Here is a 22,248-nt window from a genome sequence, read left to right on the forward strand (position 1 = left end):
GCCCAGTCGTCGAAGGTGGTGGGCCGCGCCATCGGCGCCATCGACCTGCCGCGGGGCACCACCATCGGCGCCATCGTGCGCGGCAAGGAGGTGCTGATCGCCCACGACGACGTGGTGGTGGAGTCCGGCGACCACGTGATCCTGTTCGTGATCGACAAGCGCCGCCTGCGCGACGTGGAGCGGCTGTTCCAGGTCGGCCTGACCTTCTTCTGATGGCAATCCTGATCACTCCCTGCGACCCAAGGAGAGTCGCCCGATGAGCCTGCGCATGATCCTGCGCATCCTCGGCCTGCTGCTGATGCTGTTCAGCCTGACCATGATGCCGCCGGTCCTGATCTCGCTGCTGTTCCAGGACGGCCTCTGGGAAGCCTTCGCCGCCGCCATCGCCATCACGGTGCTCACCGGGGCGGTGATGTACCTGCCCAACCGCCGGGCCCGCAAGGAACTGCGCACCCGCGACGGCTTCCTGATCGCCGCGTTGTTCTGGAGCGTGCTGGGGCTGTTCGGCTCGCTGCCCCTGATGCTGGCCGACGCTTCGGCGCTGTCGGTCACCGACGCGGTGTTCGAGTCCTTCTCGGGGCTAACCACCACCGGCGCCACGGTCATCACCGGCATCGACTTCCTGCCGGAGTCGATACTCTACTATCGCCAGCAGCTGCAGTGGCTGGGCGGCATGGGGATCGTGGTACTGGCGGTGGCGATCCTGCCGACCCTCGGCGTCGGCGGCATGGCGCTCTACCGCACCGAGATCCCCGGCCCGCTGAAGGACTCCAAGCTCACCCCCCGCATCACCGAGACCGCCAAGGCACTGTGGTACATCTATGCCGCCCTGACCCTCACCTGCTTCCTCGCCTACCTGGCCGCCGGCATGGACTGGTTCGACGCCCTGGGGCACAGCTTCTCCACCGTCGCCATCGGCGGCTTCTCGACCTACGACGCCAGCATCGGCCACTTCGACAGCGCCACCGTCGAGCTGATCTGCGTGGGCTTCATGATCGTCTCGGCGATGAGTTTCAGCCTGCACTTCATGGCCTGGCGCGGACGACAGCTCAAGCACTACCTGCAGGACCCGGAGGCACGCTTCCTGCTGCTGTTCCTGGCCGGGTTGACCGTGATCACCGTGATCACGCTGTGGCTGACCGCCACCTACGACACACAGCGCGGCCTGCGCCATGGCCTGTTCCAGGTGGTCTCGGTGGCGACCACCGCCGGCTTCGGGGTCGCCGACTTCTCCGCCTGGCCCGGTGCCCTGCCCTTCCTGCTGTTCGTTGCCGCCTTCGTCGGTGGTTGCTCGGGTTCCACCGGCGGCGGCATGAAGGTGATCCGCATCATCCTGATCCTCAAGCAGGGCATGCGCGAGGTGATGCGGCTGATCCACCCCAGTGCGGTGATCGCGGTGAAGGTGGGCAAGGTGAGCGTCCCCGACGGCATCGCCCAGGCGGTATGGGGCTTCTTCTCGGTCTACGTGATGCTGTTCTTCGTGATGCTGGTGGGGGTGATGGCCACCGGCGTCGACCAGGTCACCGCCTGGTCCACGGTGGCCTCGGCGCTGAACAACCTGGGCCCCGCCCTGGGCGAGGCCTCGAGCCATTACGGCGACCTGCCGGTGCTCGCCAAGTGGATCCTGGTCATGGCCATGCTGCTCGGCCGCCTGGAGATCTTCACCGTGCTGGTGCTGTTCACCCCGGCCTTCTGGAGAAAATGACCCCAGGTGTCCCGGGGGTTTGGCTTGGCAGGTTCCTTCATGGATAATCAGCTTCTCACTCCGTCACACCGAGCGTCCATGACCGACTCCCAGGACTCCGTGATCGCCCCCCGCCGGGATGACGCCATCAGCGGCCCACGCCGGGTCGTCGAGGTGGGCGAGACCCGCTACACCTTGCTGGGCACCGCCCATGTCTCCGCCGAGAGCGCCGCGGACGTACGCGAACTGATCCGCTCCGGCGAATTCGACGTCGTGGCCATCGAGCTGTGCGGCTCGCGCCACCAGGGCCTCGACAACCCGGATGCCCTGGCCGGCCAGGACCTGTTCGAGATCTTCCGCCAGGGCAAGGCCGGCATGGTGGCCGCCAGCCTGGCACTGGGCGCCTTCCAGCAGCGGGTCGCCGAGCAGTCGGGGATCGAACCGGGCGCCGAGATGCGCGCCGCCTTGGAGGAAACCCGTCGCGCGGGGCTGCCGCTGCTGCTGATCGACCGCGACGTCGGCGTCACCCTCAAGCGCATCTACCACAACGTCCCCTGGTGGCAGCGCTTCTCGCTGTTCTCGGGGTTGCTCGGCAGCGTGATGTCGCGCCAGGAGGTCTCGGCCGAGGAGATCGAGCGGCTCAAGGAGGGTGACGTCCTGGAGTCCACCTTCAGCGAGTTCGCCGCCGAGTCCGAGACCCTCTACCTCCCGCTGATCACCGAGCGCGACCGCTACATGGTGCTGCGCCTGGCGGAGGACGCCCCGCCGGGGCGCTACCGCAACGTGCTGGTGGTGATCGGGGCCGGCCACATGAAGGGCATGGCCGAGCAGCTGGAAGCCCCGCTGCCCGAGGCCCCTACCCCCGAGCGCGAGCGGCTGGAGGTCACGCCCCCGCCGACGAAGCTGTGGCGGGCCCTGCCCTGGCTGATCACCGCCCTGGTGCTGACCGGTTTCGCCATCGGCTTCTCGCGCAACACCGACCTGGGCTGGCAACTGGTCGGCGAGTGGTTCCTGATCAATGGTGTGCTCTCGGGCCTGGCGACCCTGGCGGCCCTGGCCCACCCGGTGACGGTGGCCGCCACCGTGGTCGCGGCTCCCCTCACCTCGCTCAACCCCACCATCGGCGCCGGCTTCGTCGCCGCCGGGGTGGAGCTCTGGATGCGCAAGCCCAAGGTGCGGGACTTCTCGACCCTGCGCCACGACGTCACCGAGCTGAAGGGCTGGTGGCGCAACCGGGTCTCGCGCACCCTGCTGGTCTTCCTGACCGCCACCATCGGCTCGGCCGCCGGCACCTGGATCGCCGGCTTCCGCATCGCCGGCGCCCTGTTCGGCAGCGGTGCCTGATCAGCGCTGGCGCTCCACTAACCGCTTCATCGCCGCCGTCGGCGCCTCGAGCCTCTCGAAGCGCCGGCTGGCGGCGTAGCTGTCGTTGAAGGCGTCGAAATAGTCGTCGAGGATATCGGCGGCGACGACATCACCACTCTGGCGCAGCAGCTCGGCGGCGACCTCGGCGGTACAGAGGTGCGATGCCGATGCCGGCTTGCGCAGCCGATAGCGGGTCAGGCGCTCGGTGGCCAGGGGCAGCACCGGCAGGCCATCGAGATAGGGGCTCTTGCGGAAGATCCGCCGGGCCTGGCGCCAGGTGCCATCGAGCAGGATAAAGACCGGAATCCGCCCCTCCCGCTTGGCACCGGCCACGGCGTCCACTCCCACCACCCGGTCCGCATAGTCCGGCTGATCGTCGGGGAAGATCACGAAGGGTGAATAGCGCGGGTCGTCGAGCAGCGCCAGCAGCCGCTCGTCCGGCACCGTCCGGTACCAGGTGAATACCTCGGTATCGGGCAGCACGTCACGGATCAGGCGCCCGGTATTGGTGGGCTTGTGGTGTTCCATGGCGTGGGTCAGCAGCCACACCCGGGCCACGCTCGCGGCGGTGACCCGGTAGGGGCAGAGACAGTTGAGCTCAGGCAGGTGGCAGCCCGGGCAGCGCCGGACGAAGCTGCCCCGCGCCTTGAACTCGCGTCGCGGCGGGCGGGGATGACCGCTCGCGGGATCGATGGCGTGCCCGGCTCCGGGATCGGTGGCCGGCCCGACAGCGGGGTGCCGGTCGGTGTCAACGCGGAAAGAGTCGTCCTGCATGGCGCATCGTCATGGAGAGTGGACCGGCATTCTAGCATGCAGGCTCCGCTGCCGACGCCTCAGCCCAACAGCGTCTCCGGCATCCTCAGCCGTCCCTCCCGTGTCCAGTGACGCACCAGATGGGGCCGGTTCTGCTCGCCCATGGGCTTTCCCGTCATGCGGCTCGTGGTTGACGTCAGTAGACCAGGCCATTGCCATCATCGCGCACGAAGCGCTGCTTGTTACGATAGGGGTAGACGTCGATCACCCGCCCGTCGAGGATGGCCCGCTGCAACCCCGTCCAGTAGTCGGCATCGAACAGTTCCGGATGCAGCTCATAGAAGAGCTTGCGCAACCGGATATCGGCGAACAGGAAGGGGCCGAACTCCTCGGGGAAAATATCATTGGGTCCCACCGAGTACCAGGGCTCGCTGGAGAGCTCCTGCTCCGGATACATCGGCTCGGGGATGTGGCGGAAGTTGCACTCGGTGAGATAGCAGATCTCGTCGTAGTCGTAGAAGATCACCCGGCCATGGCGGGTGACCCCGAAGTTCTTCAGCAGCATGTCGCCGGGAAAGATATTGGCCGCCGCCATCTGCTTGATGGCGTTGCCGTAGTCCTTGAGCACCGCGAAGGTCTCGGCCTCGTCGCACTGCTCCAGATAGAGGTTGAGCGGCGTCATCATGCGCTCGGTATAGCAGTGCTTGATGATCACCTTGTCGTCCTTGAGATAGACGGTCGATGGCGCGACGTCCAGCAGGTGTTCCAGGCACTCGGGAGCGAAATGGTCGGCCCGGACGATGAAGTTGGAGAACTCCTGGGTGTCGGCCATGCGCCCCACCCGGTCGTGGCGCTTGACCAGATGGTACTTGTCGCGCACGTTGTCGCGGCTCATCTCCTTGGAGGGATCGAAGCGATCCTTGATGATCTTGAACACCGTGCGATAGGACGGCAGCACGAACACCGCCATGACCATGCCGCGCACCCCGGGGGCGATGATGAACCGGTCCTCGCGTTTGGCCACCTGGCGGTTCAGGCCACGGAAGAACTCGGTCTTGCCGTGCTTGTAGAAGCCGATGGCCGAGTAGAGTTCGCCCTCGGGCTTGTCGGGCATCAGCTCCTGCAGGAAGTCGACGAATTCGCAGGGTACCTGCACCTCGACCTGGAAGTAGGCGCGGGTGAAGGAGAAGATGATCGACACCTCCTCGGGCTCGATGATCACCGTATCCAGGTGCAGGCCCTCGCTGGCCGCCTGCCGCTCGCCGTGCAGGATGGGCAGTACCAGCGGCACCTGCTCTCCGCCGCCGCGGATGCGCCCCACCAGGTAGGCCCCCTTGTTGCGGTAGAAGACGCTCTTGAGCAGCTCGACCTCGGCGTCGACGGCGTCGAGGATCGCCGCCGGCAGGTGGCTGGAGAGGAAGTCCGCCCCCAAGCGGACATCGCGCTCGAGATTCTCGAAGGGGATCTCGAGCGGCGCCTCGGCCAGCGCCCAACGCAGCGCCCTGGCCCAGTCCCCCTCCACGCCTCGGCGGCGCGTCAGGGTGAGACCGGAGTGGTGGGCGGCGGCCTCGCGGGAGCGGTAGACGAACATCCAGTCGTTGCGGATGTGCCGGTGGTGAAAGATCGAGCAGAACAGCGAATTGAAGTAGGTCTCGGCCAGCTCGTAGTCGAGCCGCTGGCTGATTAGCCCGGCGTAGTGGCCACGCGCCTCGCGCCAGCAGTCAAAGTGGGTCAGCACCTCCTCCTCGAAGGTCCGTTGCAGGCGCACCAGCGTCTCCTCGACCTTCTCGTCATAGAGGTTGATGCGATCCGCCGAGGCCTGCTGGGCCTCGCGCCAGGCGGCATCGCGGAAGCGCCGGCTGGCATCCGCGGTGATATCCTTGAAGCGCGAGCGATACTCGTCGAAGCCGTACAGGATCGTGGCGGCGAGGCGATAGGCGGGCGAAAGCTTCATGGCGGACTCCGGGCAGCTTGAAGTGCCAGCATCGCGGATTCCGGCGACTTTCGCGAGCCGACGATGGTGGAGCGGGCTGTAGTCCCGCAACACACCGGTCACGCGCTACCGCCATCTCGGGCGGGCCCATCGCCGCCACTCGTGTGCCGGCGACGCACCGCCCCCTGATGCCGAAGGCCTGATTGCGGTAGAATCCCGGCTTTGCCGAACCGAGGCCGATTCGACGGGGGTCGCCATGGCGACGTCACCTACCAACGACCAGCGGGAAGCCAAAGGCGTTACCTACCTGGCCGCCTGGCTGGATGGCTTGCTGGGCCTGGCCAAGGTCATCGTCGGCGCCCTGGTGGGGTCGGCGGCCCTGGTCGCCGACGGCATTCACTCCTTCTCCGACCTGGTCACCGACGTCCTGGTGCTGGCCGCCACCCACTACGGCCGCCAGGGACCGGACGAGGACCACCACTACGGCCACGGCCGCATCGAGACCCTGGCCACGCTCTTCCTCGGCAGCGTGCTGATCTTCGTCGCCGGCGGCATCGCCTGGTCGAGCCTGGAGCGGCTGATCACCAGCGCAGAGAGCCCCCCGCCGGGCTACTGGGCCATGCTGCTGGCCCTGGTCGCCCTGCTCGCCAAGGAAGCGCTCTTTCATGTCACCATGCGGGTCGCCAAGCGGGTGAAGTCGCGCCTGCTGGAGGCCAACGCCTGGCACTCCCGCTCCGACGTGCTCTCCACCGCCGTGGTGCTGGTGGCGCTGGTCGCGGCCCAGCTCGGCGTCGGCTGGCTGGATGCGGTCGCCGCGGTGATCGTCGGCCTGCTGGTGGGCAAGGTCGGCTGGGACCTGCTCTGGGAGTCCGGCCGCGAGCTGGTCGACACCGCCCTGCCCATGGAGGAACAGGCCAGGATGCACCAGGTGGCGCTGAACGTCCCGGGCGTGATGGGGGTCCACGACCTGCGCACCCGCCAGTCGGCGGGGCGCGCCATGCTCGACCTGCACGTGGTGGTGTCGCCGCGCATCAGCGTCTCGGAGGGCCACGAGATCGGCAACGAGGTGAGCCGCCGGCTGCGCCGCGCCTACCCCGCCCTCACCGACCTGACCTTCCACATCGATCCGGAGGACGATGCCGGCGAAGGGGATCCCAGTCGCTTCCCCGGCCTGCCGCTGCGCCCCGAGGTGGAAGCGGCCCTCACCGCGCGCTGGTCGTCCCTGGCCGCCTGGCCCTGGGTGCGTAACCTGGAACTGCACTACCTGGATGGCGCGGTGACGGTGGTGGCCTGCCTGGACGAGCAGGCGCCCCTGGAGAGCCAGGCCGTGGTGACTGCGCTGGAGGCCAGCGCCCGCGATCTCACCTGGCTCTCCCATGTGGAGGTGTGTCGCCTGGCCGAGCAGCCCGCGTCCTGACAGCCGACCCGATCCGGGCGTCAACTCCCTGCAATGGTCCGCCATCAAGATGGTACTCATCGTGAAGCCCATCAGGAGACCCGGCATGACCGACCCGACATCCCCGACCCTGATCACTACCCTGCAGCGTGCCGCCCGGGCGGCCGGCGAGATCCTGTGCGAGGGTTTCGGCACGGCCGACGCCATCGACTTCGAGTGCAAGGGCGCCTCGGACTTCGTGACCCACTACGACCAGGCGGCCGAGCGCACCATCATCGACATCGTGCACCGGGCCCACCCCGAGGTGGGCTTCCTCGGCGAGGAGACCGGCGCCACGCCAGCCCTGGCCGGCAACGTCACGGTGATCATCGACCCGCTCGACGGCACCAACAACTTCCTGCACCGGGTGCCCCACTTCTCGGTCTCCATCGCCGTGCGCGAGGGCACGACCCTGACCCACGGGGTGGTCTACCAGCCGCTGCTCGACGAGATGCTCTGGGCCATCCGCGGCCAGGGCGCCTTCCTCGACGAGCGCCGCCTTCCGACACCGCCGGCGAAGCCGCTGACCGAGATGCTGGTGAGCACCTCCCTGCCCTACCACGAGAAGGGCGACTGCGCGACCAGCCTGCGCCAGCTCACCGCCCTGATGCCGGAGGTGGCCGGCATCCGCACCCCCGGTTCGGCGGCTCTCGAGATCGCCTATGCCGGTCTCGGCCGCTTCGACGCCTTCTGGTCCCAGGGCGCCCGGCTCGAGCTGTGGGACATCGCCGCCGGCATCGTCATCGCCCGGGAGGCGGGCTGCACGGTCACCGATCTCGCCGGCGACCCCGAGCCCGCCAATTGGGAGAGCCTGCTGGTGGCCAGGCCCGAACGGCATGCCGAGCTGCAGAGGTTGCTGATCGAGACGCCATGACCGGCCACCGCACGCCGGCCTCAAGGTAACGAAAAGCGGACCTGAAAGGCCTTCACCACCGCGCGCAGCTCGGGCGTCAACCTCGCGAGGGTCGCGCGGAGCAGCGGCTCGGGCAGGCCACCCTGGAAGGCCTCGGCCATGGCCCCCGCCATGCACGCCTGGGTATCGGCATCGCCGCCCAGGGAGACCGCATTGCGGATGGCCGCCTCGACGCCGTCGGCCTCCAGGAAGGCGGTGATCGCCGGCGGCACCGAGCCCTGGCAGGAGACGTCGAAGCGATAGCCGGGGCGGATCTCGTCCAGGCTTCGGGACAGGTCGTAGCCGAAGCGCGCTTCCACCTCATTGCGCAGGCTCGCCTTGTCGGCTCCCTGGCGCGCCAGGAAGATCACCGCCGCCACGGCCTGGGCGCCGCGGATGCCCTCGGGGTGGTCGTGGGTGACCTCGGCGCTGCGCCGCGCCAGCGTCAGGGCCTCGTCCAGCGTCTGGGCCGCGAAGCCCACCGGCGGGACCCGCATGGCCGAGCCGTTGCCCCAGCTGTAGTAGGGCCGCCGGTCGCGGCTCGCCGCCCAGCGCATGAAACCACCGCCGAAGCCGGCATCCGGGTAGCGGTGGAAGTAGTCGTGGTAGGCATCGACGAAGTCGCCGCCCGCAAGCAGCACCTCCGCCACCGCCACGCAGAGCACGGTGTCGTCGGTGAAGGTGCTGTGCGGCGTGAACAAGGGAAAGTCCCGGTGCTTGGTCCCCCGCCCCTCATGCACCGAGCCGATGATATCGCCCGCAATGGCGCCGAGCATGGCAACCTCCCGCGATGTCGATCACTCCTCATAGGGCTCATCCGAGCGTGGAGCCTGGGGCACCTGCTCGTCCAGGGACTGACGATACTTGATGCAGCCCCGCAGGAACTCCGGCCATTCGGGGACGACCGGCAGTGGATCCGTCTTCTCGGGCAGGAGGCCCCACAGCGCCGGATGATGCCAGCAGAGGTCATGCCCACTGCAGTCCCGATGCTCGCGAATCGCCTGGCGCAGCTTCTTGACCTCGTTCAGCAGCTCCTCGCGCGTCATCTCGGTCAAGTCTTCGTCCACGACACCCTCCCGGGATGCTCTCACATCCCCACGGTTCCCCAGACGGAGAGGCGATCCGTCGATGCCTCCTGACTTGGAAGTATAGTGGAGCGCCTTCCCGCGCTTTCACCGGGACCACCAGCCGAGCCTCCCCCTGGCACGCGTGCGGCTGGGCCAGGAGCGGACATTTAGAGCGTCCTGATGCATTAACGCAGAGCTAACCGGCGCGAGGCACGAGCGTCCGGTTGAGCGCCGTGTTAGGGCAACTCCGTTCATTCGTGCTGCAGGATATTGATAAGCTTCCCGAATGGATCTCGGACATAGAACCTCCGCACTCCCCAAGCCTCACTCACTGGCCCATACTCAATGGGAATGTCTACCTTTTTGACTCTTGTTAATGCGGCTTCCAAGTCATCGACCTCAATCGAAAGATCAGGTACTGGGGTGCCTGACCCACCCTCCGATCCAAAGCTGACTTGAACGGTCATCCTTTCGTCCGAGCCATACGTCTGGAACCATCCGTGATCCATGAGCAGGTCAAGGCCGAGAATCTCCCGGTAAAAGGCGACCGCCTTGCTGAGGTCCGAGGTCTCGGTATTGGATACGATGCGCCTGACCTTCATATTTCACCTCGAAATTTCTCTGCAGGGAGGTCACGCCCCGTGATAGCCATCCTCTTCGGGATCCTCGTGGGCGCCCTTGGGTAATTCACCGACCCAGGCCATGGCGGCGTCACGATCGCGTCTGGGAAAGGTGCGTATCTCCAGGGCCTTGAACAGCCTTTCTTCCAGATGGGCGATATGCTTGATCCACTCCTTGTCGGTGATCACTGCGGCACGATAGTAGTGCTTGAGGTCTCCGAGCTGGGTCAGACCATAACCGATATCTTTCATCAGTGCGGTCAGCGTCATCCAGCGCAGGTCGTCGATTTCGGCCACCATACTGACCCTGGGATGAGCCTTCTTGGCGGCCTCGATGGCATCAATAGCGCACTGTAGCTCCCGCGCCGTCACGATACCTCCTGCCTTCAACGCCACGACATGGTCCGCCGGATGGGAGATGAGTTCCAACATGGACGTTCTCCTTGAATCAAGGGAGGAACGGAGCGCCTCGGTCGCTTTCAGCATAGCGTGTCGATGTCACCCTGCCGGAACCCAGGTACCCACAAGGCAACACCCCCGGGTCACAATTGCCGGATGCCTCAGGCCAGGCGCTGGCTCGCCCGGCTGCATGAGCGCAAGGCCGAACGGCGCCAGGCCATCCTGACCCTCGAACCGCTGATCGAGCGCGACAGCGCCCGCCTCGCCACATGATCATGGGTGACAGCGCCGCCCCGTACGGCGACAATGGCCGGCCTCGCTCCACCGACCGGAACCATGATGTCGCCTCCGCTGACGATACTTCATCAGGATGACCATCTGGTCGCCGTGCACAAGCCGGCGGGCCTGCTGGTGCACCGCACTGCCCTGGCGCGGGGCGAGCACCAGTTCCTGCTGCAGCGCCTGCGCGACCAGCTCGGCCGGCGGGTCTATCCGGTGCACCGGCTGGACCGCCCCACCTCGGGCCTCATGGTCTTCGCGCTGTCGCCGGATGCCGCCACGCCGCTGGCCGACGCCTTCGCTGAACGCCGGGTGGCGAAACGCTACCTGGCGGTGGTGCGCGGCATCGGCCCCGAGCACGAGCGGCTGGAATACCCGCTTCGCGAGGAGGACGGCCGCCGCCCCAAGGCTGAGATGCCGGCGCTGGAGGCGGTGACCGCGGTGAGGCGCCTGGACAGCGTGGAGCTGCCGGTGCAGGTCGATCGCTACCCGCGGAGCCGCTACTCGCTGATGGAGGCGCGGCCGTTGACCGGGCGGCGCCACCAGATCCGCCGCCACCTGGCACGCCGCGGCTACCCGATCATCGGCGACGCCAAGCACGGCAAGGGCAACCATAACCGCTTCTTCGCCGAGCGCCTCGACTGCCTACGCCTGCTGCTCGCCGCGGTGGGCCTGGCCTTCGACCACCCGGTGGAGGATCATCGCCTGGAACTGAGCGCCGCCCCGGAGGCCAGCATGGTGGCCCTCTTCCAGCGCTTCGGCTGGGCCGGCCACCTGCCGCCGGACAAGGTGCGCCTGACCCGGCCCCGTGCCGACCTCGAACCCGCGAGCTGACCTCATTCACCACCCGCGACCGATACGAACCGCCATGACCAACCTGCCCTTCGCCTCCACCGCCATCGATCCCCGCGACGTCGCCACGGATGATCATGCCCTGCGCTTCGGCGGCATCCGCCGGCTCTACGGCGCCCGCGCCTTCGCGCGCTTTCGCGGCGCCCATGTGGTGGTGGTGGGCGTGGGCGGCGTGGGCAGCTGGACGGTGGAGGCACTGGCCCGCTCCGGTATCGGCCGGCTGACGCTGATCGACCTCGACGACGTCTGCGTCTCCAACGTCAATCGCCAGCTGCATGCCCTCGACGGCGCCATCGGTCGCCCCAAGGTGGAGGTGCTGGCCGAACGCTGCCGAGCTATCCAGCCGAGCATCGAGGTGGTCGCCGACACCGCCTTCGTCACCCCGACCAACCTGGCCGAGCGGATTCCCGAGGACGCCGACCATGTGGTGGACGCCATCGACAGCGTGGTAGCGAAGGCGGCACTGATCGCCTGGTGCCGGCGACGCAAGCTGCCGATCACGGTGACCGGCGCCGCCGGCGGCCAGACCGACCCGACGCGTATCCGGGTGGCGGACCTGGCCCGCACCGAGCACGACCCGCTTCTGGCCAAGGTGCGCGCGCGGCTGCGCCGCGACTTCGGCTTCTCGCGCAATCCCAAGCGGCGCTTCTCGGTGGAATGCGTCTACTCTGACGAGCAACTGGTCTATCCGGGCAGCGACGGCGAGGTCTGCTTCCAGAAACCCGGCAGCGGCGAGGCGACCCGGCTCGACTGCGCCTCGGGCTTCGGTGCCGCCACCTTCGTCACCGGCAGCTTCGGCTTCACGGCCGCCGCCCGGGTGCTGACCCGGCTAGCCAGGCAGGCTGCGACGACCCGCGACCCGGCCACCCCCTGACTTCCGGAGCCCCTATGTCACATCCGCTTCCCGTTCCCGGCATCTACTGCCACTACAAGGGCAACCGCTACGAGGTGCTCGGCGTGGCCCACCACAGCGAGACCGAGGAGCCGCTGGTGGTCTACCGCGCCCTCTACGGCGACTACGGTCTCTGGGTCAGGCCACTGGAGATATTCACCGAGCTGGTGGAAGTGCAGGGCGAGCCGGTACCGCGCTTCGAGCTCGAGAAGGCCTTTTGATCCACGTCCGGGAAAGTGCGGATTCTCGTCACGAGCGAAGAGAGGCTGCCTTTCCCTAGCGCAGGCCGCCATGGCCGCCAAGCGGCGTCATGCCCCCGGCACCGAACTGCCGGGCCCTGTCGACTGAGCGCCAGGGCCTGGTCGGCAACCGGTGTCGCGGGGGGCCGGTGTCACCCTCGCCTCGCCGTTGGTCGTCCTCGACGACCAGGTTGGAGGGGCGGGCGGCATCCACGTCCTTGCCGGGAAGCGACGATCACTCGCCGCCAGCTTCCTGCATCTGCGTCTGCAGGTAGTTCTCGAGGCCGACCTTGTCGATCAGGCCGAGTTCGGTCTCGATGTAATCGATATGCTCCTCTTCATCCGCGAGGATCTCGCGGAACAGGTCCCGGCTGACGTAGTCCTGGACCTTCTCGCAGTGCTTGATCGCCTCGATATAGTCCTTGCGACCCTCGTGCTCGAGCTTCAGGTCGCACTCCAGCATCTCGCGGGTGTTCTCGCCGATCTGCAGCTTGCCCAGGTCCTGGAGATTGGGCACGCCCTCGAGGAAGAGGATGCGCTCGATCAGCTTGTCGGCGTGCTTCATCTCCTCGATGGATTCGTCGTACTCCCACTTGGCCAGCGCCCTGAGGCCCCAGTCCTTGTACATCTTGGCATGCAGGAAGTACTGATTGATGGCCACCAGTTCATTACCGAGCGTCTTGTTCAGATGCTCGATGACCTTCTTGTCGCCTTTCATCGGTGTCTCTCCCTCATCGTCGCAGTCGGGTGTCAGGGGCGGTGGCAACGCCAGGCACGGCCCTATCGTCCGGGCACGCCAACCTTGCGTGGCCATCTGCAGTATTGGCCACGCTACCAAGAAAGTCCAACGACGACAAAGAGTTGGGAGAGTGTCAACAAGAATGATAGCGATTGAGTTTTCGCGGGGCGGGGCGAGACCGGGGAAGCCGGCAGGCAGTCAGACCGCGTAGGCCAGGTCGGCCGAAGAGCTCGCCAGTTCGCCCACCACGGCTTCGCGGGTGATGGTCTTGCCCATGCAGGCGCACTTGCCACACTGGGTGCCACAGCCGGTCTCGCGCTGCACATCGCGCCAGCTGCGCGCCCCCTCCTCGACAGCCTGGCGGATCCTGTGATCACTCACGCCCTTGCAAAGACACACGTACATCGACATCACCTCGCCTCGGATTACAGGAGTGAATGTAAATGATTCGCATAGCCTATCGCAAGCATAGGAAGAAGAAATTTCTTCTCATTCGACCTAAGGATGAGAACGAGGTTGCCTCAACGACCTCGCTGCGGCTTGGGCAGCACCACCACCCGGGTGCCGGAGGCGATATCGCTCCAACTGCGCCGCTCGGCATCGAAGAGGATCCAGAGGTAGCCCAGTCCGAAGGCGGCCAGCGACAGCCCCCCCACCAGGAAGCGCACCAGGCTCTGGCCCAGGGTAATGGAGCGGCCGTCGAGGGTCTGCACCCGCAGCCGCCAGGCCTGCATGCCGAGCGTCATGCCACCGCGCACCCAGAAGAAGGCGAAGAAGGCGAAGGCACTGGCCAGCAGCAGCAGGCGCAGGCTGATCACCTGGACCAGGCCGGCCCCGACCTGCTCGGCTGGCAGACCCAGCACCTGCCTCACGACGACCAGGTGCAGGGTCGTGACCAGCAGCCAGATCGCCGCCACCAGGAAGCTGTCGTAGAGCATCGCGCCCAGCCGCCGCCCCAGGCCGGCCGGCCAGGTGTCGTCGAGATTACCGAAGCGTCGTTGCATGAGATGGAACGCCCTCAACCGGTTCGTCGCAGCAGATAGAACCCTACCCCGGCACAGAGCAGGGTCGGCGCCAGCACCGCCCAGGCCGGGGAGAAGCCGAATACCGTGGAAGCCGGCGCCAGCAGGTCCTGCAGATACTTGAAGGCCAGGCCGGTGATCACGCCGTAGAAGACCCGCGTGCCGGCGGCCACGCTGCGCAGCGGGCCGAACACGAAGGAGGCCGCCACCAGCACCAGCGAGCCCATGGTCAGCGGCATCAGCATCTTCTGCCAGAAGTAGAGCAGCGGCTGAGTCGCCACCTGCCCCTGGGCCTGGAGATAGCGGGCATAGGCCCACAGTTCGCTGGGTGCCTGGCTGTCGATGTCCCGTAGCAGGCGGCCGAGCTGCTCGGGGGTCAGGCTGGTCTCCCAGTCCAGGGTGTCATGATGTTCCACCTCGGTGCGCTCATCGCCGAAGCGGGTCACCTCGACCCGCTCGAGCACCCAGCCGCCATCCCGCCAGGCCGCCCGCTTGGCGGTGGTGGCCTCGTTCAGCACCCGGCCCTCGTAGCGGTAACGGGTCAGGTCGAGCACGGTATCGTCGGCCCGGATGGCGCCGAAGCGATAGAAGCTGTCGCCCTCGCGCTGCCAACCGCCGCGCTCGGTGAGCACCGCGCCCTCCCCCTGCATCTGCTCCAGGCGCCAGGCGCTGGCGAACTGTTCGGTGCGCGGGCTGACGTACTCGGCGATGAACAGCACCACCACCACCACCAGGATGATCGGTTTCATCACCCCCCAGAGGATACGGGTCAGGGAACGGCCGGCGGCGCGCATCACCGTGAGCTCGTTGCTCGAGGCCATGCTGCCCAGGCCGATCAGGGCGCCGATCAGCACCCCCACCGGCGCATACTGGTAGAAGCGCCAGGGCAGGCGCATCAGCAGGTAGAGCAGCACCTGGAAGGCGCCATAGCCCCCCTCCACGTCGTCCAGGTCGTTGATGTAGGTGATCACCAGGTCGAGGCCGAGCAGCACCACCTGCACCACGACGATGGCGGCCAGGACGTTGCGGGCCAGGTAACGGTCGAAGCGATCGGCGATCATCCACTCATCCCCTTGCGCTGGGCATGGGCCGTCATCGCCAGGCCGAGAGCCAGGAAGGCACCGTGGATCGGCCACATGCCCACTGCCGCCGGCAGGGCCCCACGCCCGATGGCGTCCAATGCCGCCAGCAGCAGGCTCAGGTAGGCGACGTGCAGGAAGATTGCCGGCAACAGCTTGGCGAAGCGGCCCTGGCGGGGGTTGACCCGGGACAGCGGCATGGCCAGCAGGGTGAGGATGAAGACCATTGGCGGCAGGCCGAGCCGCCACTGCAGCTGGGCCCTGGCGCGCAGCGAATCGTCGGCGAGCAGGGCCGCCGTACTGGCGTACTCCGGCACATCGAGTTCGCGCATGTCATCGGCCTGGGAGAGCCGCACCGCATAGGTATCGAACTCCAACCGTTCGGCCTGATGACGCCCCGGTTCGACGCTGTAGCGCTCGCCGTCGGCCAGCACCAGAAAGCGACTGCCGGTATCCGGGTCGACGGTCTGGTAACCGCTCGCGGCGCGGGTGACCGTGCTTTCGGGGGTGCCGTCGCGGCGTCGCTGGCGCTCACTGATAAAGACGTTCTCCATGCGCGCCTGGCCGTCGTCGAACCCCTCGGTGTAGGCGGTACGGCCACCGCCGAAGTCCTGGAAGCGGCCGGGGGCCAATGCCGTGAAGTCCAGCTGACTGCGCTGCTCCTCGAGCATCACCGCATTGTGCAGGGCGCCCGCCGGTGTCAGCCAGAGGCTGCACAGCCCGACCAGGACCGCCACCAGGGTGGCCGGCACCAGGCTCACCTGCAGCAGCCGGTTGGGGCTGGTGCCGCAGGCCACCAGCACGGTGATCTCGCTGTTGAGATAGAGCTGGCCATAGGCCAGCAGGATGCCGAGGAAGAAGGCCAGCGGCAGGATCAGTTCGAGAAAGCCCGGCAGATGGAACAGCATCAGGGTGCCGAGGATGCTCACCGGAATCTCCCCCTCGGCGGCATTGGTGAAGTAGCGGATGAAACGGCTGCCCATGATGACGAGCAGCAGCACCCCGGCCACCGCGGCCATGGTGAGCAGGATCTCGCGGGTCAGGTAACGAAAGATGATCATGCAGCCGCCTTCCATGCATTCGGGCCATGCCTTGGGTACACTGGCGTGACACGGCCGAGTGCCGGCATTATCCAGAATCCCCCAACGCTTGTCTTGTGGAGACACCATGGAATTCCCAGTTCAGACGGGCAATCCCGTCAAGACCGAGACGGCCTGTATCGTGGTACCGGTGTTCAAGGATGGCGACCTCCTGCCCGCCGCCGCCAAGCTCGACGATGCCAGCGAGCGGCTGATCGGCCAGCTGATCGAGCGCGGCGATTTCGACCCCAAGCTGGGCAATGTGCAACTGATTCCCTTCGCCCCCGGGGTCAGCGCCGAACGCCTGCTGCTGGTGGGACTGGGCAACCGGGACAAGTGCCGGGAGGGAGCCTTCCGCAAGGCCCTGGACGCCGCCTTCACTGCCCTGGCCGGGTTGCCGGTCGATGACGCCGCCGTGGCCTTCACCGACGTGTCGCTGCCCGACCGCGCCTGCGACTGGAAGGCCCACATGGTGGCCGAGGCCGCCCAGCGCGCCGTCTACCGCTTCACCGAGTTCAAGTCGGAGCCGGCACCGGCCCCCAGGCTCGAGCGCGTCACCCTGCTGGTCAGCGAGAACGGCGATGCCGACTCGGCCCGCGAGGGCGCCCGCATCGGCAAGGCGGTGGGCGAAGGCGTCGCCTACACCCGCACCCTGGGTAACCTGCCGGGCAACGTCTGCACCCCGCGCTACCTGGCCGAGCAGGCCGAGGCGCTGGGCAGGGCCTCCGACGGCGCGCTCTCCGTGGAGATCCTCGACGAGGAGGCGCTCGAGCGCCTGGGGGCCCTCAGCCTGCTCTCCGTGGGGCGCGGCAGCGATCAACCCTCGCGGCTGATCGTGATGCGCTACCAGGGCGCCGAGAGCCCCGACGAGGCCCCCCATGTGCTGGTGGGCAAGGGCATCACCTTCGACACCGGCGGCATCTCGCTCAAGCCCGGCGAGGCCATGGACGAGATGAAGTTCGACATGTGCGGTGCGGCCAGCGTGTTCGGTACCGTCAAGGCGATACTGGCCATCAAGCCGAAGCTCAACCTGGTGGGCATCGTCGCCGCCGCCGAGAACATGCCCGACGGCCGTGCCACCAAGCCCGGCGACATCATCAAGACCCTCAAGGGCCTCTCGGTGGAGGTGCTCAACACCGACGCCGAGGGCCGCCTGGTACTGTGCGACGCCCTGACCTATGCCGAGCGCTTCGAACCGGCCAGCGTGGTCGACATCGCCACCCTCACGGGGGCCGCGATCATCGCCCTGGGCCACCACGCCACCGGCCTGCTCTCCAACGACGACGACCTGGCGCTGGACCTGCTCGACGCCGGCGAGACCGCCTGGGACCGTGCCTGGCACCTGCCGCTGTGGGACGAGTACCAGGAGCAGCTCGACTCCAATTTCGCCGACCTGGCCAACATCGGTGGCCGCCCGGCGGGCACCATCACCGCCGCCTGCTTCCTCTCGCGCTTCGCCGACAAGTTCCCCTGGGCACACCTCGACATCGCCGGCACCGCCTGGACCTCCGGCAAGCAGAAAGGCGCCAGCGGCCGCCCGGTGGGCCTGCTGACCCAGTACCTGCTGGACCGCGAGGAGGAGACGAAGAGCGTGGAGAACGGCCGCGAGCTCTAAGAACGCCTGTACCATGCCCTCTCCGACGAGAGGGCGCCGGGGGCAGCCCTTATCTGCCTGGTTCTGAAAGGATCTCTCTTTGACCCGCGTCGACTTCTACATCCTGCCCGACACGACGCTGGAGGCGCGCCTCGGCTTCGCCTGTCGCCTGGCCGAGACCATCGCCCGCAAGGGCTACCGGCTGCACCTGCACGCCGAGGACGAGGCCATGGCCCGGGACCTCGACGACCGGCTGTGGACCTTCCGTCCCGACGCCTACCTGCCCCACGCCCTTGTGGACAGTAACCTGCTCGGCAGCGAGATGGCGTCGGGCGTGCCGGTAACCATCGGTTGGGAGGGCCCGCCGGCGCCGGAGCTTGCCGTGCAGGCGATGCTCAACCTGCACCCGGGCATCCCCGAGTGGTTCTCGCGCTTCGAACGGGTGGCCGAGATCATCAACCAGCACCAGGACGTGCTGACCGCCAAGCGCGAATGCTGGCAGACCTACAAGCAACGCGGCTATCCGGTCAAGGCCCATCAGTTACGTGGCTAGGGCAATCGGCGCTGACGATGGAGGGACGCCGAGGCCGCGACTTCTTGGGGTCTATCCCTGCGGGTCTTCGCTGAAGATATCGGCGGCATGGCCCCTTTGGGGTCAGACCTCAGCCGAACCTGCAAGCCCTCAGTCATGCACATGACAAGCGGCTTCAACACCGCCGGGGCCTGACCTCAAAGGGACCGCCAACGCTGGAGGCCCACTCTCTGCGCGGTCAGTCGAGCTGACGATCAAGGCCTCATCGCGCTATAATCGGGCCCATTTTTCGATGAATTCCTGCTGCCCGGCCCGCCCCCGGCCGGCGCTGCCCATTTCTGGACCCGGAACGCCCATGGACAAGACCTACCAACCCGAGCAGATCGAATCCCGCTGGTACGAGCGCTGGGAGGCCGGCGACCGCTTCGCCCCGAGCGGCGTGGGCGAGCCCTACTCGATCATGATCCCGCCGCCCAACGTGACCGGCAGCCTGCACATGGGCCATGCCTTCCAGGACACCATCATGGACACCCTGATCCGCTGGCGGCGCATGCAGGGCAGGAACACCCTGTGGCAGGTGGGCACCGACCACGCCGGCATCGCGACGCAAATGCTGGTGGAGCGCAAGGTCGCCGCCGAGGAGGGCAAGAGCCGCCATGACCTGGGGCGCGAGGCCTTCATCGACAAGGTGTGGGAGTGGAAGCAGGAGTCCGGCGGCCACATCACCCGCCAGCTACGCCGCATGGGCGCCAGCGTCGACTGGAGCCGCGAACGCTTCACCATGGACGACGGCTTCTACAAGGCGGTGCAGGAAGTCTTCGTGCGCCTCTATGAAGAGGAGCTGATCTACCGCGGCAAGCGGCTGGTCAACTGGGACCCGACCCTGCACACCGCGATCTCCGACCTGGAGGTAGAGAACCGCGACCAGCAGGGCCAGTTCTGGCACTTCCGCTACCCGCTGGCCGACGGCGTGACCAGCGACGCCGGCCTCGACCATCTGGTCGTCGCCACCACCCGCCCCGAGACGATGCTGGGTGATACCGGGGTGGCGGTGAACCCCGAGGATCCGCGCTACGCCTCGCTGGTCGGCAAGTTCATCGAGCTGCCGCTGGTGGGCCGGCGCATCCCGATCGTCGCCGACGAGCACGCCGATATGGACAAGGGCTCGGGCTGCGTGAAGGTCACTCCGGCCCACGACTTCAACGACTACGAGGTCGGCCGCCGCCAGGGCCTGCCGCTGATCAACGTCTTCACCCAGGACGCCAGCATCCTGGCCCGGGCGGAAGCCTTCGATATCCAGGGCCGACCGCTGCCCGAGATCGACCCCAGCCTGCCCGAGGCCTATGCCGGCCTCGACCGCTTCGAGGCTCGGCAGCGCATCGTCGCCGACATGGAGGCAGCGGGACTGCTCGAGCGGGTCGAGACGGTCAGCAACACCCTGCCCTATGGCGACCGCAGCGGCGACGTCATCGAGCCGCTGCTCACCGACCAGTGGTTCGTCGCCGTCGAGGAGCTGGCGGGGCCGGCCATCGCGGCGGTGGAGAAGGGCGACATCCAGTTCGTGCCCAAGAACTACGAGAACATGTACTTCTCCTGGATGCGCGACCTCCAGGACTGGTGCATCTCGCGCCAGCTGTGGTGGGGCCACCGCATCCCCGCCTGGTACGACGCCGAAGGCAACGTCTACGTGGCACGCACCGAGGCCGAGGCCCGCGACAAGTACGGCCTCGCCGCCGATATCGCCCTGACCCAGGACGAGGACGTGCTCGACACCTGGTTCAGCTCGGGCCTGTGGACCTTCGGCACCCTCGGCTGGCCGGAGCAGACCGACGAGCTCAAGACCTTCCACCCCTCCAGCGTGCTGGTCACCGGCTTCGACATCATCTTCTTCTGGGTCGCGCGGATGATCATGCTGACCCTGAAATTCACCGGCGAGGTGCCCTTCAAGCAGGTCTACGTCCACGGCCTGGTGCGCGACGGCCAGGGCCAGAAGATGTCCAAGTCCAAGGGCAATGTGCTCGACCCCATCGACCTGATCGACGGCATCGACCTGGAGAACCTGGTCGAGAAGCGCACCGGCAGCCTGATGCAGCCGCAGAAGGCCAAGGCGATCGCCAAGGCCACCCGCGACGAGTTCCCCGAGGGCATCGAGCCCCACGGCACCGATGCGCTGCGCTTCACCTTCCTGTCCCAGGCCACCACCGGGCGCGACATCAAGTTCGACATGGGGCGACTGGACGGCTACCGCAACTTCTGCAACAAGCTGTGGAACGCCTCGCGCTATGTGCTGATGAACGCCGAGGGGCAGGACACCGGCACCGGCGACGAGCCCGTCGAGCTGTCGCTGGCCGACCGCTGGATCGTCTCGCGCCTGCAGCAGACCGAGGCCCAGGTGACCCGGGCCATGGAGGAGTTCCGCTTCGACCACGCCTCCCAGGCGCTCTACGAGTTCGTCTGGAACGAGTACTGCGACTGGTACCTGGAACTCTCCAAGCCGGTGCTCTGGGACGACAATGCCAGCCGGGAAGCCAAGCGCGGCACCCGCCGCACCCTGGTGCGGGTGCTCGAGGCGATCCTGCGCCTGGCCCACCCGATGATGCCCTATATCTCCGAGGAGATCTGGCAGCGCGTCGCCCCGCTGGCCGGCAAGGCGAGTGGTGACGGCAGCGAGTCGATCATGAGCGAGCCCTGGCCCCAGGCCGAGCCGGAGATGATCGACGAGACCGCGACCCACGATATCGAGTGGCTCAAGGGCGTGATCATCGCGGTGCGCAACATCCGCGCCGAGATGAACATTGCCCCGGGCAAGCCGCTGGAGGTGCTGCTGACCAAGGGCGGTCCGGCGGATCGCGAGCGCCTCGAGGCCAACCGCCCGTTCCTCGCCAAGCTGGCCAAGCTCGAGCGCGCCACCTGGCTCGACGATCCCGCCCAGGCGCCGCTCTCGGCCACCCAGCTGGTCGGCGAGCTGGAGGTGCTGGTGCCCATGGCCGACCTGATCGACAAGGAGGCGGAGCTGGCCCGGCTCACCAGGGAGATCGACAAGCAGGACAAGCTGATCGGCGGCATCGAGAAGAAGCTTTCCAACGAAAGCTTCGTCGCCAAGGCGCCGGCGGCGGTGGTCGAGAAGGAGCGCGGCAAGCTCGCCGACTTCCAGGCCACCCGCAACCTGCTGGTCGAACAGCGCGACAAGATCGCTACGCTCTGATCTTGCCCCCCGGGTATCGACAACGGCCCGCCCCAGGCGGGCCGTTGTCATGCCGAGGCCTGCTCAGTCGGCGCGGCGCCAGCCGCCCAATACCCGCTGGTCCGGGCCGAAGAACACCAGCCGGTCGTGGTCGATCAGGTAGCGGTGGGCGTTCTCCATCATCCCGGTGACGCGCCGGGCGTCCTCCCCCTGGGGACAGGCCCGGCGGGTGGTGGCGAGCTCGGTGAACTCGATGCGATTGCCCTCGCCCAGCCGCACCCGGCCATTCAGCTGGTTGCAGCCGTCGCTGCCGCTCACCCGGCCGTCCGGCGCGACTACGATGTGAGGAGTTTCGGGCATCGAGAGGCGCTCGTCGGTCCCCACCAGCAGCAGGTTCCAGCGCGGTCCCACCACCGGCCCCTCCAGCGCGGCCGTCCGTGCACCGGGTTCGGGAACGGGACGGCTGCTGCAGGCGGCCAGCGTGAGCGCCCCCAGCAGCAGGGCGAGCGACTTGGCGAAGCGATTGGTCGTCATGATATCTTCCTTGAGGCTCACAGCGGTTCATGCCGATGCTCGGCGCCGAGGGCCAAGCTTGCATCAGCCGGCGCC

Annotated in this window: 23 protein-coding genes; 11 read left to right on the forward strand and 12 right to left on the reverse strand. The window is 67.4% G+C overall.

Annotated elements, in window-relative coordinates; all coding sequences use genetic code 11:
- From CR157_RS06650 to CR157_RS06660, 3 genes are all read left to right on the forward strand, one after another.
- On the forward strand, positions 1-213 hold a 213-nt coding region (locus CR157_RS06650; RefSeq protein WP_306766762.1), incomplete at its 5' end, for a TrkA C-terminal domain-containing protein.
- Between the two features lie 43 nt (positions 214-256).
- Positions 257-1,705, forward strand: coding sequence for a TrkH family potassium uptake protein (locus tag CR157_RS06655; RefSeq protein WP_110282685.1), 1,449 nt, complete (start codon positions 257-259; stop codon positions 1,703-1,705).
- A gap of 78 nt (positions 1,706-1,783) precedes the next feature.
- Positions 1,784-3,028 carry a TraB/GumN family protein gene (locus CR157_RS06660; RefSeq protein WP_110282686.1) on the forward strand — a complete coding sequence of 415 codons (1,245 nt, stop codon included), beginning with the start codon at positions 1,784-1,786 and terminating at the stop codon, positions 3,026-3,028.
- Here the strand turns inward: CR157_RS06660 and CR157_RS06665 are convergent, their stop codons facing one another.
- Both CR157_RS06665 and aceK read right to left on the reverse strand, forming a co-directional pair.
- Positions 3,029-3,823 carry a tRNA-uridine aminocarboxypropyltransferase gene (locus CR157_RS06665; RefSeq protein WP_110282687.1) on the reverse strand — a complete coding sequence of 265 codons (795 nt, stop codon included), beginning with the start codon at positions 3,821-3,823 and terminating at the stop codon, positions 3,029-3,031.
- Positions 3,824-3,998: 175 nt separating this feature from the next.
- A complete protein-coding gene (gene aceK, locus CR157_RS06670) occupies positions 3,999-5,756 on the reverse strand; it encodes a bifunctional isocitrate dehydrogenase kinase/phosphatase (protein WP_110282688.1) in 1,758 nt (585 codons plus the stop codon).
- Between the two features lie 235 nt (positions 5,757-5,991).
- Here aceK and CR157_RS06675 point away from each other — a divergent pair, with 235 nt between their 5' ends.
- On the forward strand, positions 5,992-7,152 hold the full coding sequence (locus CR157_RS06675) for a cation diffusion facilitator family transporter (RefSeq protein WP_110282689.1): 1,161 nt from the start codon (positions 5,992-5,994) through the stop codon (positions 7,150-7,152).
- Between the two features lie 85 nt (positions 7,153-7,237).
- The gene (locus CR157_RS06680) at positions 7,238-8,044 is read left to right on the forward strand and encodes an inositol monophosphatase family protein (protein ID WP_110282690.1); all 807 of its coding nucleotides are present in this window, start codon (positions 7,238-7,240) and stop codon (positions 8,042-8,044) included.
- Between the two features lie 20 nt (positions 8,045-8,064).
- On the opposite strand, the gene CR157_RS06685 is transcribed toward CR157_RS06680, so the two are convergent.
- From CR157_RS06685 to CR157_RS06700, 4 genes are all read right to left on the reverse strand, one after another.
- Positions 8,065-8,838: an ADP-ribosylglycohydrolase family protein gene (locus tag CR157_RS06685; RefSeq protein WP_110282691.1), complete on the reverse strand. Its 774-nt coding sequence runs from the start codon at positions 8,836-8,838 to the stop codon at positions 8,065-8,067.
- Between the two features lie 21 nt (positions 8,839-8,859).
- On the reverse strand, positions 8,860-9,129 hold the full coding sequence (locus tag CR157_RS06690) for a hypothetical protein (RefSeq protein ID WP_110282692.1): 270 nt from the start codon (positions 9,127-9,129) through the stop codon (positions 8,860-8,862).
- Between the two features lie 251 nt (positions 9,130-9,380).
- On the reverse strand, positions 9,381-9,731 hold the full coding sequence (locus CR157_RS06695) for a VOC family protein (protein WP_110282693.1): 351 nt from the start codon (positions 9,729-9,731) through the stop codon (positions 9,381-9,383).
- A 30-nt stretch (positions 9,732-9,761) separates the two neighbouring features.
- On the reverse strand, positions 9,762-10,181 hold the full coding sequence (locus CR157_RS06700) for an STAS/SEC14 domain-containing protein (RefSeq protein ID WP_110282694.1): 420 nt from the start codon (positions 10,179-10,181) through the stop codon (positions 9,762-9,764).
- 306 nt (positions 10,182-10,487) lie between these two features.
- Between CR157_RS06700 and CR157_RS06705 the strand changes: the two genes are divergently transcribed.
- Genes CR157_RS06705 through CR157_RS06715 form a run of 3 tightly spaced genes read left to right on the forward strand, consistent with a single transcriptional unit; the run spans position 10,488 to position 12,392 of the window.
- Positions 10,488-11,261 carry a pseudouridine synthase gene (locus tag CR157_RS06705; RefSeq protein ID WP_110282695.1) on the forward strand — a complete coding sequence of 258 codons (774 nt, stop codon included), beginning with the start codon at positions 10,488-10,490 and terminating at the stop codon, positions 11,259-11,261.
- 34 nt (positions 11,262-11,295) lie between these two features.
- Positions 11,296-12,153: a tRNA cyclic N6-threonylcarbamoyladenosine(37) synthase TcdA gene (tcdA, locus tag CR157_RS06710; RefSeq protein ID WP_110282696.1), complete on the forward strand. Its 858-nt coding sequence runs from the start codon at positions 11,296-11,298 to the stop codon at positions 12,151-12,153.
- A gap of 14 nt (positions 12,154-12,167) precedes the next feature.
- Positions 12,168-12,392 (forward strand): DUF1653 domain-containing protein, encoded by a 225-nt coding sequence (locus tag CR157_RS06715; RefSeq protein WP_110282697.1) that lies wholly within the window; start codon positions 12,168-12,170, stop codon positions 12,390-12,392.
- 253 nt (positions 12,393-12,645) lie between these two features.
- Here CR157_RS06715 and bfr read toward each other — a convergent pair whose 3' ends face one another.
- The 5 genes from bfr to lptF form a co-directional block, all read right to left on the reverse strand.
- Positions 12,646-13,128 (reverse strand): bacterioferritin, encoded by a 483-nt coding sequence (gene bfr / locus CR157_RS06720; RefSeq protein WP_110282698.1) that lies wholly within the window; start codon positions 13,126-13,128, stop codon positions 12,646-12,648.
- Between the two features lie 219 nt (positions 13,129-13,347).
- The gene (locus CR157_RS06725) at positions 13,348-13,554 is read right to left on the reverse strand and encodes a (2Fe-2S)-binding protein (RefSeq protein ID WP_110282699.1); all 207 of its coding nucleotides are present in this window, start codon (positions 13,552-13,554) and stop codon (positions 13,348-13,350) included.
- 116 nt (positions 13,555-13,670) lie between these two features.
- Positions 13,671-14,153, reverse strand: a complete 483-nt coding sequence (locus tag CR157_RS06730; RefSeq protein ID WP_110282700.1) for an RDD family protein — start codon at positions 14,151-14,153, stop codon at positions 13,671-13,673.
- Between the two features lie 14 nt (positions 14,154-14,167).
- Positions 14,168-15,232 carry an LPS export ABC transporter permease LptG gene (gene lptG / locus CR157_RS06735; protein ID WP_110282701.1) on the reverse strand — a complete coding sequence of 355 codons (1,065 nt, stop codon included), beginning with the start codon at positions 15,230-15,232 and terminating at the stop codon, positions 14,168-14,170.
- The gene (lptF, locus tag CR157_RS06740; protein ID WP_110282702.1) at positions 15,229-16,311 is read right to left on the reverse strand and encodes an LPS export ABC transporter permease LptF; all 1,083 of its coding nucleotides are present in this window, start codon (positions 16,309-16,311) and stop codon (positions 15,229-15,231) included. Before lptF ends, lptG begins: the two co-directional genes overlap by 4 nt.
- A gap of 106 nt (positions 16,312-16,417) precedes the next feature.
- Here lptF and CR157_RS06745 point away from each other — a divergent pair, with 106 nt between their 5' ends.
- From CR157_RS06745 to CR157_RS06755, 3 genes are all read left to right on the forward strand, one after another.
- Positions 16,418-17,944: a leucyl aminopeptidase gene (locus CR157_RS06745; protein ID WP_110282703.1), complete on the forward strand. Its 1,527-nt coding sequence runs from the start codon at positions 16,418-16,420 to the stop codon at positions 17,942-17,944.
- 79 nt (positions 17,945-18,023) lie between these two features.
- A complete protein-coding gene (locus CR157_RS06750; RefSeq protein ID WP_110282704.1) occupies positions 18,024-18,476 on the forward strand; it encodes a DNA polymerase III subunit chi in 453 nt (150 codons plus the stop codon).
- Positions 18,477-18,810: 334 nt separating this feature from the next.
- Positions 18,811-21,660 carry a valine--tRNA ligase gene (locus tag CR157_RS06755; protein WP_110282705.1) on the forward strand — a complete coding sequence of 950 codons (2,850 nt, stop codon included), beginning with the start codon at positions 18,811-18,813 and terminating at the stop codon, positions 21,658-21,660.
- Positions 21,661-21,723: 63 nt separating this feature from the next.
- Here CR157_RS06755 and CR157_RS06760 read toward each other — a convergent pair whose 3' ends face one another.
- Positions 21,724-22,173: an META domain-containing protein gene (locus tag CR157_RS06760; RefSeq protein WP_110282706.1), complete on the reverse strand. Its 450-nt coding sequence runs from the start codon at positions 22,171-22,173 to the stop codon at positions 21,724-21,726.
- Positions 22,174-22,248: the final 75 nt, after the last annotated feature.

The organism is Halomonas sp. LBP4 (assembly GCF_003202205.1).
Classification (GTDB): Bacteria; Pseudomonadota; Gammaproteobacteria; order Pseudomonadales; family Halomonadaceae; genus Halomonas; species Halomonas flagellata.